Source organism: Phytohabitans aurantiacus, assembly GCF_027923225.1.
Taxonomy (GTDB): Bacteria; Actinomycetota; Actinomycetes; order Mycobacteriales; family Micromonosporaceae; genus Phytohabitans; species Phytohabitans aurantiacus.
This window is the reverse complement of sequence record NZ_BSDI01000006.1, coordinates 140,575-156,607: the sequence shown is the minus strand read 5'-3', so window position 1 is coordinate 156,607 and position 16,033 is coordinate 140,575. Positions and strand designations below refer to the sequence as shown.

Below are 16,033 nucleotides of genomic sequence, written 5' to 3'. Positions count from 1 at the left end.
ATTGTAAGCGCTCACAGTGTGTCGGCAGTGTTTCGTACGTAACTCCTCGTCACCTGACTGTGAGCGCTCACATGAAGAAGTTACGAACCGCTACCGTCGTCGCCCTTACCGCCATTATCGCGACCGGCGCGGTGCCAGGCGCCGCCCAAGCCGCCCCCACCCTGCGGAATCCCGGATTCGAAGACGGTCTCGCCGGCTGGCGCGGCACCGGTGCGGTCGCCGCCGGAGGCCACACCGGAGCGCAGCGCCTCGCCCACACCGGTGCCGCCGTCACGTACCAGCACGTCAAGGGGCTCGCGTCGGGGGCGTACACCTTGCGTGTCTGGGTGCGCGGTGGTGGCGCCGCGTCTGCCGGGCTGACCGGCTGCGGCGCCGCAGATCGCCGGGTCGACGTGCCGCGCACCGGCCCCGACCTGTGGGTACAGGTCGCGGTCAGCGCCTGGGTCAGCGGCCGCTGCACGATCAGCCTTTCCTCGCGCGACTGGGCCGACTTCGACGATGTCACGCTCACCAGGGGTGCGCTCGACCCGGTGCGGATCAAGGGCGCCGACATCTCGCACCTGGCGAAGAACGAGGCGTATGGCGCGATCTACCGCGATCGGCACGGCCGGCGTGGCGACGCGGTGCGGCTCCTGCGCTCGAACGGCGTCAACTACGCGCGGCTCAAGGTCTGGGTCGACCCGGCCGACGGCTTCAACAGCTCCGAGCGCGTGCTCGCGATGGCCAAGCGGGTCAAGGCGCAGGGCATGAGGCTGCTGATCGACTTTCACTACTCGGACGCGTGGGCCGACCCGGGCAAGCAGAACAAGCCCGCCGCGTGGGCGAACCTGCCGTTCGACCAGCTGACGCAGGCGCTCTACGACCACACGTACGACGTGATCGCGGGGCTGCGGGCGCAGGGTACGCCGGCCGACATGGCCCAGGTGGGCAACGAAATCAACGGTGGGATGCTGTGGCCGGACGGGCGGTGGGACAACTGGGACGGGCTCGCGGCGCTCCTGACCGCCGGTAGCAACGCCGTCAAAGCGGCTTCACCGTCTACAAAGGTCGCGCTGCACCTCGCCGAGGGCGGCAACAACGGCGGCCACCGCTGGTGGTTCGACAACGCGGTGTCGCGCGGGGTGCCGTTCGACGTCATCGCGGTGTCGCACTACGTGTACTGGCACGGGCCGCTCGGCGCGTTGCAGGCCAACCTCATGGACCTGACCGTCCGATATGGAAAGCCGGTCGCGGTCGTGGAGACGGCGTACGGGTTCACGCTCGCACAGGACGACCACGAAACCAACATCTTCAACGCGTCGCTGGCGCAGGCCGGTGGGTACCCCGCCACGCCGGAAGGCCAGGCCGACGCGCTGCGCGACATCTTCAACGTCGTCGCGGCTGTGCCGAACAGCCTCGGCGTCTTCTATTGGGAGCCGACCTGGACCGCCGTCGACGGCGCCGGCTGGGACCCGGCCGATCCGTCCTCTGGGGACGGTTGGGAGAACCAGGCGGTCTTCGACTACTCGGGTCGGGCGCTGCCAGCGCTCCGCGTCTTCGGGAGGTTCTGATGAGGGTACGGCTCGCGCTCCTGGCCGCCATGGTTCTGCTGATACCGGCGGCACCCGCCAACGCGGCCACGACGCTGACGAACGCAGGGTTTGAGTCGGGGCTCAGCGGATGGAGTGGCAACGGATACACCGAGTCGGGCGGGCGGTCGGGTAACCGGCTCACGCACTGGGCGTCGGCGGCGTACCAGTGGGAGACCCGCCAGACGCTGACCGGGCTCACCAACGGCAGCTACACGGCACGTGCCTGGGTGCGCTCCGGCGGCGGCCAGATCGCCGCGTACCTGGCCCTGAAGAATTGCGGCAGCGCGGAGCAGCGGGCCACCGTGCCGGCGAGCGACGCGTGGACGCAGATCTCCGTGACGCTGAACGTGTCGGGCGGCAACTGCACGGTCAGCCTGTTCTCCAACGCGAACGCCGGAAACTGGGCCAGCTTCGACGACATCACGTTCGGCCCGACGTCCAACGGAGGTGGCAGCACGATCCAGATCCGTGGCGTGGACATCTCCACGCTGAAGAAGAGCGAAGACCGTGGCGGCGTGTACCGGAACAGCGCCGGTACGCAGAGCGACGCCCTCACCCTCATGCGCTCCAGCGGGGTCAACTACGCCCGGCTCAAGGTATGGGTGAACCCGGCCGACGGGTACAACAACAAGGCCCGGGTGCTCACCATGGCCAGCCGCGCCAAGGCGCAGGGCATGAAGCTGCTGATCGACTTCCACTACTCAGACTCCTGGGCCGACCCGGGCAAGCAGAACAAGCCCGCCGCGTGGGCGTCGATGTCGTTCAGCCAGCTCCGGCAGGCGGTGTACGACCACACGTACGACGTGTTGAACGCGTTGAAGGCGCAGGGCACGACGGCCGACATGGCGCAGGTGGGTAACGAGATCAACGACGGCATGCTGTGGCCGGACGGGCGCAGCAACAACTGGGCGAACCTGGCCTCGCTGCTCACCGCGGGCAGCCAGGCGGTCAAGGCGGTGTCGTCGTCGACGCAGGTGATGCTGCACCTCGCCGAGGGCGGAAACAACACCCAACACCGCTGGTGGTTCGACCAGGCCACGTCGCGCGGCGTGCCGTTCGACGTGATCGGGGTGTCGCACTACGTGTACTGGCACGGCAGCGTGGCGAGCCTGCAGTCCAACCTCATCGACCTCGCTGGGCGGTACGGCAGGCCGGTCGCGGTCGTCGAGACGGCGTACGGCTTCACGCTCAACCAGGACGACGGCGAGCCCAACATCTTCAACTCGTCGTTGCAGCAGGCCGGCGGGTACCCGGCGACGGCGCAGGGCCAGACGGACGCGCTGCGTGCGGTCTTCAACGCGGTCAAGGCGGTGCCGAACGGGCGCGGGCTCGGCGTCTTCTACTGGGAGCCGACGTGGACAGCGGTGACCGGCAACGGCTGGGACCCGACCAACCCGTCGTCCGGCAACGGCTGGGAGAACCAGGCCCTCTTCGACTACTCCGACCGAGCCCTGCCCGCGCTACAGGTCTTCACAAACCCCTGACGGCCAGTTCCAGCACGATCGACTGCTCGGCCGATCGCGGTGCTCCCGCGATCGGCCGAGGCATGCCCACGGCCTCGCCCTGCACGAAGTCGACACCGTACCCGCGCAACAGGTCGATCGTCGCGCCGTCCTTCACGTACTCGGCCGCGGTGAGAATCCCCAACGCCCGGCACATCTGCACCAGCGAAACCACCATCGCCTGAGCCGCCGGTGAGTTCCGCAGGTCCACAATGAACTCACCATCGATCTTCACGAGGTCGATGGGGAACGACCGCAGGTAGCTGAACGAGCTGTACCCCGTGCCGAAGTCGTCGAGCGCGAGCTGGCAGCCGAGCTCCCGTACCCCGTTCGCGAACGTCAGGGCCTGCATCCGGCTCCCGATGATCGCCGTCTCGGTGATCTCGAAGGTGATCTGCCGGGGGTCGACGCCGTACTGGTCGATGAGGTCGCACACGTGACCCAGCAGATCGGGGTCGTCCAGCGAACGCGCGTTGAGGTTCACCTGGTAGTGCGACGTCGGCGGCCCCTGCGCGATCAGCTCCAGGGTGCGGTCGAGCACCCACCGGTCGATCACCGGCATCTCGTCGACCCGCTCGGCGATGTCGAGAAACGGAGACGGCGAAACCGGTTCGCCGGCGTCGTTCAGCGGCCGGAGCAGGATCTCCTGGCGGGTGATCTGGTTGAGCCGGAGGTCGAGGATCGGCTGGGTGTAGAGCGTGAACCCGTTGCCCGCCACGGCCGCGCGTACGCGGGTGCGGCAGGTCTCCGCCCGCTCGTCGGCCGGCGCGGGCTGCGACCAGGCGTGCAGGCTCTCGCCGGTCTCCTTGGCCCGCCGCCACGCCGACTCGGCGTCGATGATCAGGTCGAAGCTGGACGCGCCGTCGTTGGCGCGGTATCGCACCAGGCCGCCCCACGCGTTGACCCGCAACCGATGCCGTCCGGCCACAAAGGACTGACCACGGAGGGCCTCGACGATCGCGCGAGCGCGGGCGGTGGCCGCGCGCAGTGGCGTGTCGTGCATGAGAACGCCGAGCTCGCCGTAGCCGACCACGCCGCACAGGTCGCCACGCTTGGCGACCTGCATGACAAAGGCGGCCACAGCCGCGGAAAGGCCGGCCTCAGGGCTGGAGCCGCCGGCCTCCGCCGGGCCCACCATCTCGGTCGCCACGACCAGCAACGCTCCGGTACCGGCACGCAGCGCCCGCTCCACCTCGTCGGTGAACCGGACCCGGGTGAGCAGCCCGGTGACCGGGTCGGCGTGCGGTGGCTCGGCACGCACGGTCTGCCGGCGCCGGGCGAGCCGGTCACGCTCCTGGCGGGCGAGCTCCAACTCGGTGACGTCTTCGACGGTGGCGACGATGCCGTACGGCCGGTGGCCCTCACCCGCGACCAACTCGATCAGGGCGTGGACGTACCGCGTGGTGCCGTCGTGCCGGATCACGCGGCAGGTGGTCTCGGTGACGCTGCCCCTCACCCACGCGCGCACCGCATCCCGGTGCGCCTGGATGGCGTCGGCGGGGTGGACGGCCGCGAAGAGCGCGTCGATCGACGGTCGCACCGCGCCCGGTGGACGCCCCAGGATCAGGGACATCTCGTCGGACCAGGTCAGCTCGCCGGTATCGGCCAGCCACGTGACGCTGCCGAGCTTGGCGAGCTGAGCGGCCCGCACGATGCGGGTCACCTCATCGGCGACGGTGGTCAGCGGGTCGGACGGGTCGACGTCGCCGACCACGTCGAGTCCGGCGGCGGTGGCGTCGGCGTACCGCCTCAGGACCTGGTCGGCGGCGCGCCGGGCGCGTGCCGACTCGAATGAGGTGGGCGTGGGGTCGGCTGCCAGCGCCAGGATGTCGTCGAGGTCCATCGTCACGCCTTGAACCCGGCCTCTTCGGCGATCCGCCGCAGGCGCTGCCGGGCCACGCGCTTGTAGGTGCGCACGGTGTTGTACGCGACCCCGAGCACGCGGGCGATCTCATCGTCGGACCAGCCGTCGAGGGACATCTGAAGGATCTCGCTCTGGCGCGGCGGCAACTGCCGCAGCCACTCGGCGAGCAGGTCGCGCGCCTCCTGCGCGTTGGTCGGTGCGGCGAGCAGCCGATCCGGCACGTCGTCGAGCGTGGCCATGCTGTTCTGGCGGCGCAGGCCCTGCTGGGCCATCAGCTTGTACCGCGCGGTCTTGATCAGCCAACCGAGCGGCTTTTCGAACTCCCGGAGGTGTCCCCACTTTGCCCACGCCGTGATGAACACCTCCTGCACGGCCTCCTGCACGAGGTCGAGGTCGGCGCACTGGCCCTGCAGGAACCGCCGGACCTTCGGGTGGTACTCGTGGCAGAAGAGCTCGAACGAGGCGCGGAACTCCGCCGCGGCCACTGTCTCCGCGCGTGCGGCCACCGGCTCGACCACGCTCATGCCGCCGCCTCCTGACCCATCATGTCCCCCTCCGCAGTTATGCTCCTGCATATCACTCTCTGTTGAGGAGACGATGAAGGGGTCGTGCGTACGTCGAGATTCTTTCTCGTTTGGCGGCAGCGTTTCTAGCAGGTGTGATTCATACGATCATCCAGATAGACGAGCCGTACGAACCAGTTACTGTACGTGACAGTCAGGACACTATTTGTCCGACGGAGCGCCGCCCGTCACGATCTCATGATCGAGTAGCCCAGCCTGCCCTACTTCCGCGTATTCCACGTCACTCACCTCCGGCATCTCTTGTCGAGCGATACGTTACCGATATATCGTCAACGTATCAACGACAGAACAGAGGAGAACTGAGATGGGATTCCGCAGAGGTGTTCACCAACTGCACGAGGCACGCATGCGCGGCTTCGGATTCGGGCCGGGCTTCCCGGGCGGCGGCTGGGGCGGTCCCGGCGGCCACGGGCACGGCCACCGCGGTCGCGGCGGCGGTCGCCGGCAGAACGTACGGGCCGCCGTTCTGGCGCTGCTCGTCGAGCGCCCGATGCACGGGTACGAGATGATCCGTGAGCTGGAAAGCCGCACCGGCGGCATCTGGCGGCCGAGCCCCGGCTCGGTCTACCCGACGCTCCAGCTGCTCGAAGACGAGGGGCTGATCGTGGCGGACCAGCCCGGCGAGGGCCGCAAGCGGTTCACGCTGACCGACGCCGGGCGGGAAGAGGCGGCGCGTGCCGCCGAGGCTCCGCCGTGGCAGGAGTTCGCCGACGACACCGTGTCGCAGGCGCAGGACTTCCGCGACGCGGCGTTCGGCATCATGAACGCGCTGCGTCAGGTTGGCTTCAACGGGACGGCCGAGCAGCGTACCCGGGCCCTGGAGGTCCTGAACGAGACCAAGCGCAAGCTGTACGCGATCCTGGCCGAGTCGGAGTGACCAGCTCGTGCAAAGGGGCCCGGCACCGCCGGGCCCCTTTCGCGTGCGCCTAGTGGACGGTGACCTGCGGGCCGAGCGCGAGATCGCGGAGCTCCTCGGGGAGCTCGGCGCCCATCTCGTCGGCCAGGCGGACCGCCTCTTCGATCAGGGTCTCGACGATCTGCGACTCCGGCACGGTCTTGATGACCTTGCCCTTGACGAAGATCTGGCCCTTGCCGTTGCCGGACGCGACGCCGAGGTCGGCCTCGCGCGCCTCGCCGGGACCGTTGACCACGCAACCCATGACCGCGACCCGCAGCGGCACCGGGAGCCCCTCCAGGCCCGCCGTCACCTGCTCGGCCAGCGTGTAGACGTCGACCTGTGCCCGGCCACACGACGGGCAGGACACGATCTCCAGGCCGCGCTCGCGCAGCCCGAGCGACTCGAGGATCGCCTGGCCGACCTTGACCTCTTCGACGGGCGGGGCGGACAGCGACACCCGGATCGTGTCGCCGATGCCCTCGGCGAGCAGCGCGCCGAACGCCACCGCCGACTTGACTGTGCCCTGGAAGGCCGGCCCTGCCTCGGTCACGCCGAGGTGCAGCGGGTAGTCGCATTGGGCGGCAAGCTGGCGGTACGCCCGGATCATCACGACCGGATCGTTGTGCTTCACCGAGATCTTGATGTCGCGGAAGCCGTGCTCCTCGAACAGTGAGCACTCCCACAGCGCCGACTCGACCAGCGCCTCGGCTGTCGCCTTGCCGTACTTCTCCAGGAGCCGCTTGTCGAGCGAGCCCGCGTTGACGCCGATCCGGATCGGTACGCCGGCGTCGCCCGCCGCCCGCGCGATCTCCGCGACCTTGTCGTCGAACGCCTTGATGTTGCCGGGGTTGACCCGCACCGCCGCGCACCCGGCGTCGATCGCCGCGAACACGTACTTGGGCTGGAAGTGGATGTCGGCGATGACCGGGATCTGCGACTTCTTCGCGATCGCCGGCAGCGCCTCGACGTCGTCGGCGGATGGCACGGCCACCCGCACGATCTGGCAGCCCGACGCGGTCAGCTCGGCGATCTGCTGGAGCGTCGCGTTGATGTCGGCGGTCAGCGTGGTGGTCATCGACTGCACGGTGACCGGTGCGCCGCCACCGACCGGCACCGACCCGACCATGATCTGGCGGGACCGGCGCCGCTCCGCGAGCGGCGGGGGCGGCACAGCGGGCATACCGAGGGAAATGGCGGTCACGGGCGGCTCACCTCAGAAGGGCAATTCGATCGGATTGAGAATATCCGCAGCCACTGTAAGCAGGGTGAACCCTCCGAATATGAGGATTACCACGTACGTGACCGGCATGAGCTTGAAGTAGTCGACCCGTCCGGGGTCTTGCCTACCCAGTTTGGCGTACAGCCAGGAGCGGACCCGCTCGAACCACGCGATCGCGATGTGCCCGCCGTCGAGCGGCAGCAGCGGCAGCAGGTTGAAGATGCCGACGAAGAAGTTCAGCGCGGCGAGCAGCAGGATGAACGACGGCCACTCACCGCGGTCGAAGAGCTCACCGCCGATCCGGCTGGCGCCCACGACGCTGATCGGCGTCTCCGGGTCGCGCTCGTCGCCCGAGAGTGCGGCGAACAGCGCGGGGATCTTCTCGGGGAACTTCTTCAACGCGGTGAACGTGCCCTCGATCATGAAGACGGTCTGGTCGGCGGCCTTGCCGACGCCGTCGATCGGGCCCGCCGTGCTCTTCGGGATCTCCGGCGTGATGCCGAGCATGCCGACCTTCTCCAGGTCAGCGGGCGTGATCTTGGAAGCCGGGCGGTCGGGGTCGTCCTGGATCACCTGCTGCTTGACCCGCTCCGAGACCGGCAGCGTCACCGACTTGGTCTGCGAGGTGCCGTCGCGCTCGAACGTCAGCGAGACCTCCTGGCCGCCCGACGCGCGGATCTTGGCGGTGAGCGTGTCCCAGCCGCGCACCTGCTGACCGTCGAGCGCGGTGATCACGTCGCCGGGCTGGAGGCCGAGCTTCGCCGCGGCGCTCTCCGGATCCTTGCCCGCCTCGCAGGCGACCTGCCGCTGGGTGGCCGGGTCGACGCTGAACTTCTCCTCGACGCACGGCGCGACCTGGGCGATCGTGACCGGATCGGTCTGTAACTTGCTGTCGTCGTTCAGCGGGACGAAGGAGAACAGGCCCCACAGGATCAGCACGCCGAGCGCGAAGTGCGTGACCGAACCCGCGGACATGACGACGGTTCGCTTCCACACCGGGAATCGCCACATGGCGCGGGGCTCGTCTTCGGCCGCCACGTCGTCGTCTTGCGGCGTCATGCCGACGATCTTCACGAAGCCGCCGGCGGGGATCGCCTTGATGCCGTACTCGGTCTCGCCGCGCTTGAACGACCACAACGTCGGCCCGAAACCCGCGAAGAAGCGGGTGACTTTCATGCCGAACATCTTGGCCGTGCCCATGTGTCCAGCTTCGTGAAGGCAGACCGAGAGGAAAATGCCCAGCGCAAACAGGACAATCCCGAAGATCTCCATCAAGCTCCTTCACCAATGATCGCCTGGGCGTGGGTGCGTGCCCACGACTCGGCGGCGAGCACATCCTCGACGGTACCTGGTTCGGCGTAGTCGGGTGCGTCGGTCAGGACGCGCTCCAACGTGTCCACGATGCCCAGGAACGGCAGCCGCCCCGCCACGAAAGCGGCCACGCACTCCTCGTTCGCCGCGTTGTAGATCGCTGGCCGGCAGCGCCCGACCCGCCCCGCCTCCTTCGCGAGCCGCACCGCCGGGAACGCCGCCTCGTCCAGCGGCGTGAACTCCCAGGTGTGTGCGGCGGTCCAGTCGACGGCCGGTGCCGCCTCGGGCACCCGGTCGGGCCAGCCCAGCGCCAGCGCGATCGGCAGCCGCATGTCGGGCGGGCTGGCCTGCGCCAGCGTCGACCCGTCGACGAACTCCACCATCGAGTGGATCACCGACTGCGGGTGCACCATGACCTCGATCGCTTCGTAGCCGATATCGAAGAGCTCATGGGCCTCGATGACCTCTAGCGCCTTGTTGACCAGCGTGGCCGAGTTGATGGTCACGACCGGGCCCATGTTCCACGTAGGGTGGGCGAGCGCGTCGGTCGGCGTCACGCCGGCCAGGTCCTCGCGGCGGCGGCCGCGGAACGCGCCGCCGCTCGCGGTCAGGACCAGCCGCCGCACCTCGGCGGCGGAGCCGCCGCGCAGGCACTGCGCGAGCGCGGAGTGCTCGGAGTCGACCGGCACGATCTGCCCCGGTCGCTGGGTGGCCGCCCTGACCAGAGGGCCGCCAGCTACGAGCGACTCCTTGTTGGCGAGCGCGAGGGTACGCCCACCGCGTAACGCGGCGAGCGTTGGCGCGAGCCCGAGCGAGCCGACGACTCCGTTGAGGACCATGTCACACGGCCACTCGGCGAGCTCCGTCATGGCATCGGGGCCGGCGACGATCTTCGGTATCCGGAAGTCTCCGCTCGCGTACCCCCGCCGCGACGCCTCGGCGTAGAACGCGAGCTGGAGGTCCTGTGTGGCCGATGCCTTGGCGACACCGACCGCCTCGACCCCCAGCTCCAAAGCCTGCGCGGCGAGCTGCTCGACGTTGCCACCACCCGCGCCGAGCGCCACCACCCGGAACCGGTCGGGGTTGCGCCTGACGATGTCGATCGCCTGGGTGCCGATCGATCCGGTGGAGCCGAGCAGGACGACGTCGCGGGGAGAGCTCACGCCCCCATTCTCACCGATGGGTGGTGGTCGCCATCTCGCGCGCCGGTCCTTCCTCCGACTCGCGGATGCCGTACCGGCGGTACAGCCTGCCCAGCGGGCCCGGCGCCCACCAGTTCCAACGGCCGAGCAGGCGCATCGTCGCCGGCACCAGCAGCGCCCGCACCAGCGTCGCGTCGACCACGATCGCGACGATCATGCCGACGCCGATCAGCTTGATGAACGTGATGCCGCCGGTCGCGAAGCCCGCCACCACCACGATCAGCAGGAGCGCCGCCGCCGTGATGATCCGCCCGGTGTACTGGAGCCCGTGCGCCACCGCGGACGTGTTGTCGCCGGTGCGGTCCCACTCCTCGCGCACCCGGGACAGCAGGAACACCTCGTAGTCGGTGGCCAGCCCGAAGAGCACCGCGAGCATGAGGATCGGGTTGCTGGGCTCGATGAACCCCGTCGGCGTAAAGCCCAGCAGGTCGGCGAGGTGGCCGTCCTGGAAGATCCACACCACGACACCGAAGGACGCCCCGATCGAGACGAGGTTCATCAGTACCGCCTTGATCGGCAGCAGCACCGAGCCGAAGGCCAGGAAGAGCAGCACCAGCGTCGCCGACGCCATGATCAGCGCCATCCAGGGCAGCCGGCTGCCAAGGCTGTGGAGCAGGTCGAGATCGGCGGCGGTGCGGCCGCCGACCAGTACCTCGGCGCCGTCCGGCGCGGGCAGGTCGCGGATACCGCGCACCGCGTCCTGAGCGGGGTCGCCGGTGGGCTCGCCGGTGTACGTGACCGACAGCAGCGTCGACTCGCCCCGGCTGGCCGTCGCCGTCACCCCCGTCACGCCGGGCACCGCCTTGACCTGGTTGGCGAACGCCTCCGCCGGTGCCCCCGAGACCAGCACGTCGATGGGCGCGACCGTGCTACCCGGGAAGTCACTGGCGATCCGGTCGGCGACCAGGCGCGGCTCGGCGGCGGCCGGCAGGACCCGCTCGTCGAATCCGCCGAAGTTCATCCGCAGGGCGGGCGCCGCGAAGATCGCAAGGATCGCTACCACGCCGACGGCGTACAGCCAGGGGCGGCGCATGACGCTGTGCGCGACCTTGGCCCATCCCGCGCCCGGCTTGGCTCCGCGGCGCCGGGGCAGCGGGATGCGCAGCGCGTTGACCCGCGGGCCGAGTACCGCCAGGAGCGCCGGGAGCACGGTGAGCGCGCCGAGCATCGCGACCAGTACGGCGGCCATGCCACCGATGCCCAGCGAGCTGAGGAACACCGGCGGGAAGATCAGCAGGCTCGCGAGCGCCAGCGCGATCGTGAACCCGGACACCATCACCGTGCGGCCGGCCGTCGTCATGGTCCGCTGGATCGCGGCCGGTGTGTCGTGGCCGGCGGCCAGCTCCTCTCGGAACCGGCTCACCACGAAGAGCGCGTAGTCGATCGCCATGCCCAGCCCGATCAGGGTGATCACGTTGATCGCGAAGACGGAGACGTCGGTGACCATGCTGATCAGGCGTACCGCGATGAAGGCACCCATGATCGCCAGCCCGCCGACGAGCAGCGGCATGCCCGCCGCGACAAGCCCACCGAAGATCAGCACGAGCAGGACCAGCAGCACCGGCAGGGAGAGCGTCTCGGCGCGTACCAGATCGCGTTCGGTCTGGTGGTTGGCCTCGTACTGGAACGGCACGTTGCCACCGGCCTCCGTGGTGAGCCCGGGAGCGTCGAGCGCCGGCCGCAGGTCCCCGTACGCCTCGGTCTTGGCATCCGGGTCGGTGCCGCGCAACTGCACGAGGGCGTACGTGGCGTGGCGGTCGGTGGACACGAGGCTGGGCGCCTGCGTGTCGTACCAGCTCGTCACGCTCGCCACGTCGGAGTGCCGCCGGAGCTGGCCGAGCGTCGTGGTGACCGCCTCACGAAACGCCGGCTGGTCCACGGTTGTCGTATCACTGGAGTACAACACAAGGATGTCGATGTCCTGGCTGCCCAGCTCCGCCGTGATCCGCTCGCGGGCCCGGCTCGACTCGCTCGCCGGGTCGTCAAAGCCGCCACCGGTCAGCGTGCCGAAGACGCCTGCGCCCCAGGTGGCGCCCACGATCACCAGCACGGCGGCGGCCGCGAGCACGACCCACCGAAAACGTACGACCGCTTTGCCCCACCACGCGAACATGCCGCCCCCGGTACTCTTTGTGACAGTCGATTAGGCGCGTTAACACCGTTTACTATGCAAGCAGTGTTAGCGCGCAGTCAAGGGAGTACGGCCCGGATGACGATCACAAGGCGGGAGCGCCTGCGCACCGCCACCGTGTCCGAGATCAAGGAGGGCGCCCGGCGCCTCCTGGTCTCCGGCGGACCGCAGGCGGTGTCCCTACGCGCCATCGCCCGCGACATGGGCATGACCGCACCCGCCATCTACCGGTACTTTCCGAGCCTCGAAGCGCTGATCAAGGCGCTCGCCGACGACCTGATCGACGAGCTGGCCGCCACCGTGACCGCGGCCGGGGAGGCAGCCGGCGACGACCCCACCGCGCAGCTCGGTGCCATGGCACGGGGATTCCGGCGGTGGTCCATCGAGCACCCGGTCGAGTTCGGGCTGATCTTCGGTACCCCCAACCCGGCCTTCGGCGACCTGCAGGCCGAGTGCGGCCCCGAAGATCCCGGTGCCCGATTCGGCCGCCCCTACCTGGCGACGTTCCTGCGGCTCTGGGAGCGGTCGCCGTGGCCGACGCCGCCCCGCGAGCTGATGGAGGCCCACCTCGGGCCGCACCTGGAGCCGCTCTGGTTGAGCCAGGGCGAGCTCCCGATCGAGGTCGCGTACACGTTCCTGTCCGGCTGGAGCCGGCTGTACGGCCTGGTGGCGATGGAGGTCTTCAACCAGCTCCGCTGGGCGGTCACCGAGCCCGAGGCACTGTTCGAGGTCGAGCTCGCGATGTTCCTCATCCAGCTTGGCGCCGCGCCGGATTAGTCTGACCGGCATGAGCGACCTACCAGAGCGCGCCGATGTGGTGATCATTGGGGCCGGCCACAACGGCCTGGTCTCCGCCGTCCTGCTCGCCCGCGCCGGGCTCAAGGTGGTGGTCCTCGAAGCCGACGACGTCATCGGCGGCGCCGCCCGCACCGAGACACCGTTTCCGCGGGTGCCCGAGCTGCGCCACTCCACCGGCTCGTACCTGCTCGGTCTCATGCCGCCCGAGCTGCTCAAGACGCTCGACGTCGACATCCCCGTGCTGCGGCGCGACCCGCACTACTTCCTACCCACCACCGACAAGCGATACCTGCTCTTCGGCAGCGACCGCGCCGCCACCCGCGCACAGATGCTGGAGTTCTTCTCCCCCGCCGACGTCGCCGCCGACGACGCGCTCCAGGCCGAGCTGACCGCGCTCCGCGACGACCTCGGGCCCGCCTGGCTCGCCGAGCCGCTCAGCGTCGAGGAGACGGCCGCCCGATACATCCGCCCCGCCCTCCAGGAGACCTTCGTCGACCTGGTCCGCGGCTCGGTGGCCGACTACCTGGCGCGCTTCGAGTTCCGGTCCGAGCTGCTCGTGTCCATGTACGCGGTCACCGACGGCCTCTCCGGCCTCAACGCCGGCCCCGACGACCCCGGCACGGGCCACAACTTCCTGGTGCACAACATGTGCCGGCTCCCCGGTGCCGACGGCACCTGGATGATCGCCAAGGGCGGCATGGGCACCGTCTCCAGGACCTTCGCGGCCGCGGCACGCGCCGCCGGAGCACAAATCTTCTCGGGTACGCCGGTAGGCGCCATCACGATCGATGGTGGCGCAGCTTCGGGGGTCGCCCTGCGCGACGGCCGTTCGGTTAGCGCCACCGTCGTCCTGGGCGCCTGCGACCCGTACCGGCTGATGGAGCTGATGCCCGACGGCGCCCTGCCGGCGGAGCTGACCGCGCGGATGACGGCCGTCCGCCGCCCCGGCACCACCCTGAAGGTCAACCTGGCGCTCGCCGGCCTGCCGGCGTTTTCGTGCCTGCCCGAGGGGGCGCCGAGCCCGTTCGGCTCCACGATCCACCTGCTGCCCTCGTCAGGCTCCCCGATGACCGCGCTCCGTGCGATGTGGGCGTCCGTGGTCGCCGGCCAACTGCCCGACGAGCCCACAATGGAGTGGTACGTCCACACGACCGTCGACCCATCGTTGCAAGACTCGGCGGGGCACCACTCGTCGGCGCTGTTCGTGCAGTCCGTGCCGTACGCACTCGCCGACTCGACGTGGTCCACCGTGGTCGACTCCTATGTGGAGCGACTGCTGGCGATCTGCGACCGATACGCGCCGGGGACATCGTCGCTGGTCGCCGACGTGGTGCCCTTGCCGCCGCCCGGCATCGAGGAGCATTTCGGCATCACCGGCGGCCACATCCACCACGTCGACAACACGGTCTCCTTCACCGACCGCATGCCGTACTTCACCGGCGTCGACGGCGTCTACGCGGGCAGCGCCGGCTGCTTCCCGGCCGGCAGCGTGATCGGCGCCGCCGGCCACAACGCCGCACACCGCATCCTGGACGACCTGTGATCAGGGCCTCCCTCAAGTCGCTCTAACAACTTGAGGGACGCCCTGATCATGGAAGAGGCGTTACGGGGCTGGAGCTGGGGCGGGCGAGGGCACTGGGATCGCGGGCAGGCCCGGGATCGCCGGGAGTGGCGGCAACGCCGGCAGCGGTGGCAGCGCCGGCAATGGCGGTAGCGCGGGCAGCGGCGGTAGGGCCGGCAAGGCTGGCAGTGCCGGCAACGGCGGCAGCGCTGGCAGCGACGGCAGGCCCGGTACGCCGGGCAGGCTCGGTGAAGGTGACGGCGAGGGAGACGGCTGGGTCGGGTCCTCGTCGCCGATGTAGAGCAGGCGGTTGGGCGTACCTTCCATCGGGTCGACCACGACGTCGGGCGTCGCCGCCAGCAGAACAGCCGCCATCACCTGCGGGACCGTCGCTTGTGGATTCGCCTGGTACGCGAGCGCCGCCGCGCCGGCCACGTGCGGTGCCGACATCGACGTACCACTGATCGTCTCGGTGGCGTCGTCGCCGGTACCCCACGCGGAGGTGATCTTCACGCCCGGTGCGAGCAGGTCGACGCAGGTGCCGTAGTTGGCCCACGCCGCCCGGTTGTCGTCGCGGTCGGTGGCCGAGACGGTGAGCGCCTCGGACACGCGAGCCGGCGACTGCATGCACGCCTGGCGCGGCTGGCCACCGGAGCCGTTGCCGGCCGACAGCGCGTACACGACGCCGGACGCGATCGATTTCTTCACGCCCTCGTCGAGCACCCGGTCGGCGCTGCCGCCGAGGCTCATGTTGGCGACGGCGGGCTTGACCGCGTTGGCGGTCACCCAGTCGACGCCGGCGAGCACGGTCTCGGTCGTACCGCTGCCGCCGCAGTCCAGTACCCGGACAGCCACGATCTTGGCTTGCTTGGCGACGCCGTGCGTCGCGCCGGCGATGGTGCCCGCGACGTGCGTTCCGTGACCGTTGCAGTCGTCGGCGGTGCCCCCGTCGATGGCGTCGTATCCGCTCTTCGCCCGACCACCGAAGTCGTTGTGGGTCGTGCGCACACCCGTGTCGATCACGTACGCGTGCACGTCGGTCGCCTCGGTCGGCGACGTGTACTCCGCGTCGAGCGGCAGCGCCCGCTGGTCGATGCGGTCGAGCCCCCACGAAGGCGGGTCGGCCTGCGTGCCCTGTGCGCGGTAGACGACGTTGCGCTGCACGTACGCGACCCGCGAGTCCTGGGCGAGCGCGTCCGCCTGTGCCGTGGTCAGCGCGGCGGAGAAGCCGTGTACCGCCGCCTCGTAGGTATGCCGGACGGGTACGCCATGCCGGTCCGCGACCGCCTCGGCCTGGAACCCGGCCTTGAGGACCACGATGTGGACCTCCGGCGGGCCGACCGCTGGAGTCTGTGGCATCGCGGCCAGTGCCATAACCAGGGCAAGCCCGGT

12 protein-coding genes are annotated in these 16,033 nt (G+C 69.7%); 5 read left to right on the top strand and 7 right to left on the bottom strand.

The genetic code is table 11. From position 1 onward, the window contains the following. The first annotated feature begins 71 nt into the window (after positions 1 to 71). Together QMG73_RS07690 and QMG73_RS07685 are read left to right on the top strand one after the other, a co-directional pair. Positions 72 to 1,550, top strand: a complete 1,479-nt coding sequence (locus QMG73_RS07690; protein WP_281893372.1) for a glycoside hydrolase family 53 protein — start codon at positions 72 to 74, stop codon at positions 1,548 to 1,550. Next, positions 1,550 to 3,055, top strand: a complete 1,506-nt coding sequence (locus QMG73_RS07685) for a glycoside hydrolase family 53 protein (RefSeq protein WP_281893370.1) — start codon at positions 1,550 to 1,552, stop codon at positions 3,053 to 3,055. Before QMG73_RS07690 ends, QMG73_RS07685 begins: the two co-directional genes overlap by 1 nt. On the opposite strand, the gene QMG73_RS07680 is transcribed toward QMG73_RS07685, so the two are convergent. Together QMG73_RS07680 and QMG73_RS07675 are read right to left on the bottom strand one after the other, a co-directional pair. Next, positions 3,042 to 4,916, bottom strand: a complete 1,875-nt coding sequence (locus QMG73_RS07680) for an EAL domain-containing protein (RefSeq protein ID WP_281893387.1) — start codon at positions 4,914 to 4,916, stop codon at positions 3,042 to 3,044. The two genes, QMG73_RS07685 and QMG73_RS07680, sit on opposite strands and share 14 nt — an antisense overlap. Positions 4,917 to 4,918: 2 nt before the next feature. Further along, positions 4,919 to 5,461, bottom strand: coding sequence for an RNA polymerase sigma factor (locus tag QMG73_RS07675; protein WP_281893368.1), 543 nt, complete (start codon positions 5,459 to 5,461; stop codon positions 4,919 to 4,921). A 364-nt stretch (positions 5,462 to 5,825) separates the two neighbouring features. Here QMG73_RS07675 and QMG73_RS07670 point away from each other — a divergent pair, with 364 nt between their 5' ends. Next, positions 5,826 to 6,398: a PadR family transcriptional regulator gene (locus QMG73_RS07670; RefSeq protein ID WP_281893366.1), complete on the top strand. Its 573-nt coding sequence runs from the start codon at positions 5,826 to 5,828 to the stop codon at positions 6,396 to 6,398. Between the two features lie 49 nt (positions 6,399 to 6,447). Here the strand turns inward: QMG73_RS07670 and ispG are convergent, their stop codons facing one another. Genes ispG through QMG73_RS07650 form a run of 4 tightly spaced genes read right to left on the bottom strand, consistent with a single transcriptional unit; the run spans position 6,448 to position 12,264 of the window. Continuing rightward, positions 6,448 to 7,620 (bottom strand): flavodoxin-dependent (E)-4-hydroxy-3-methylbut-2-enyl-diphosphate synthase, encoded by a 1,173-nt coding sequence (ispG, locus tag QMG73_RS07665; RefSeq protein WP_281893364.1) that lies wholly within the window; start codon positions 7,618 to 7,620, stop codon positions 6,448 to 6,450. 12 nt (positions 7,621 to 7,632) lie between these two features. Continuing rightward, positions 7,633 to 8,913, bottom strand: coding sequence for a M50 family metallopeptidase (locus QMG73_RS07660; protein WP_281893363.1), 1,281 nt, complete (start codon positions 8,911 to 8,913; stop codon positions 7,633 to 7,635). Further along, a complete protein-coding gene (gene dxr / locus QMG73_RS07655; protein WP_281893362.1) occupies positions 8,910 to 10,112 on the bottom strand; it encodes a 1-deoxy-D-xylulose-5-phosphate reductoisomerase in 1,203 nt (400 codons plus the stop codon). Before dxr ends, QMG73_RS07660 begins: the two co-directional genes overlap by 4 nt. A gap of 10 nt (positions 10,113 to 10,122) precedes the next feature. Further along, entirely contained in the window at positions 10,123 to 12,264 is a 2,142-nt protein-coding gene (locus QMG73_RS07650) for an MMPL family transporter (protein ID WP_281893361.1), read from the bottom strand. Between the two features lie 96 nt (positions 12,265 to 12,360). On the opposite strand from QMG73_RS07650, the gene QMG73_RS07645 reads away from it, so the two are divergent. Beyond that, positions 12,361 to 13,059: a TetR/AcrR family transcriptional regulator gene (locus tag QMG73_RS07645; protein WP_281893360.1), complete on the top strand. Its 699-nt coding sequence runs from the start codon at positions 12,361 to 12,363 to the stop codon at positions 13,057 to 13,059. Between the two features lie 10 nt (positions 13,060 to 13,069). Further along, on the top strand, positions 13,070 to 14,623 hold the full coding sequence (locus QMG73_RS07640) for a phytoene desaturase family protein (RefSeq protein ID WP_281893359.1): 1,554 nt from the start codon (positions 13,070 to 13,072) through the stop codon (positions 14,621 to 14,623). Between the two features lie 60 nt (positions 14,624 to 14,683). Here the strand turns inward: QMG73_RS07640 and QMG73_RS07635 are convergent, their stop codons facing one another. Beyond that, a complete protein-coding gene (locus tag QMG73_RS07635; RefSeq protein ID WP_281893357.1) occupies positions 14,684 to 16,000 on the bottom strand; it encodes a S8 family peptidase in 1,317 nt (438 codons plus the stop codon). Between the last annotated feature and the right edge of the window lie 33 nt (positions 16,001 to 16,033).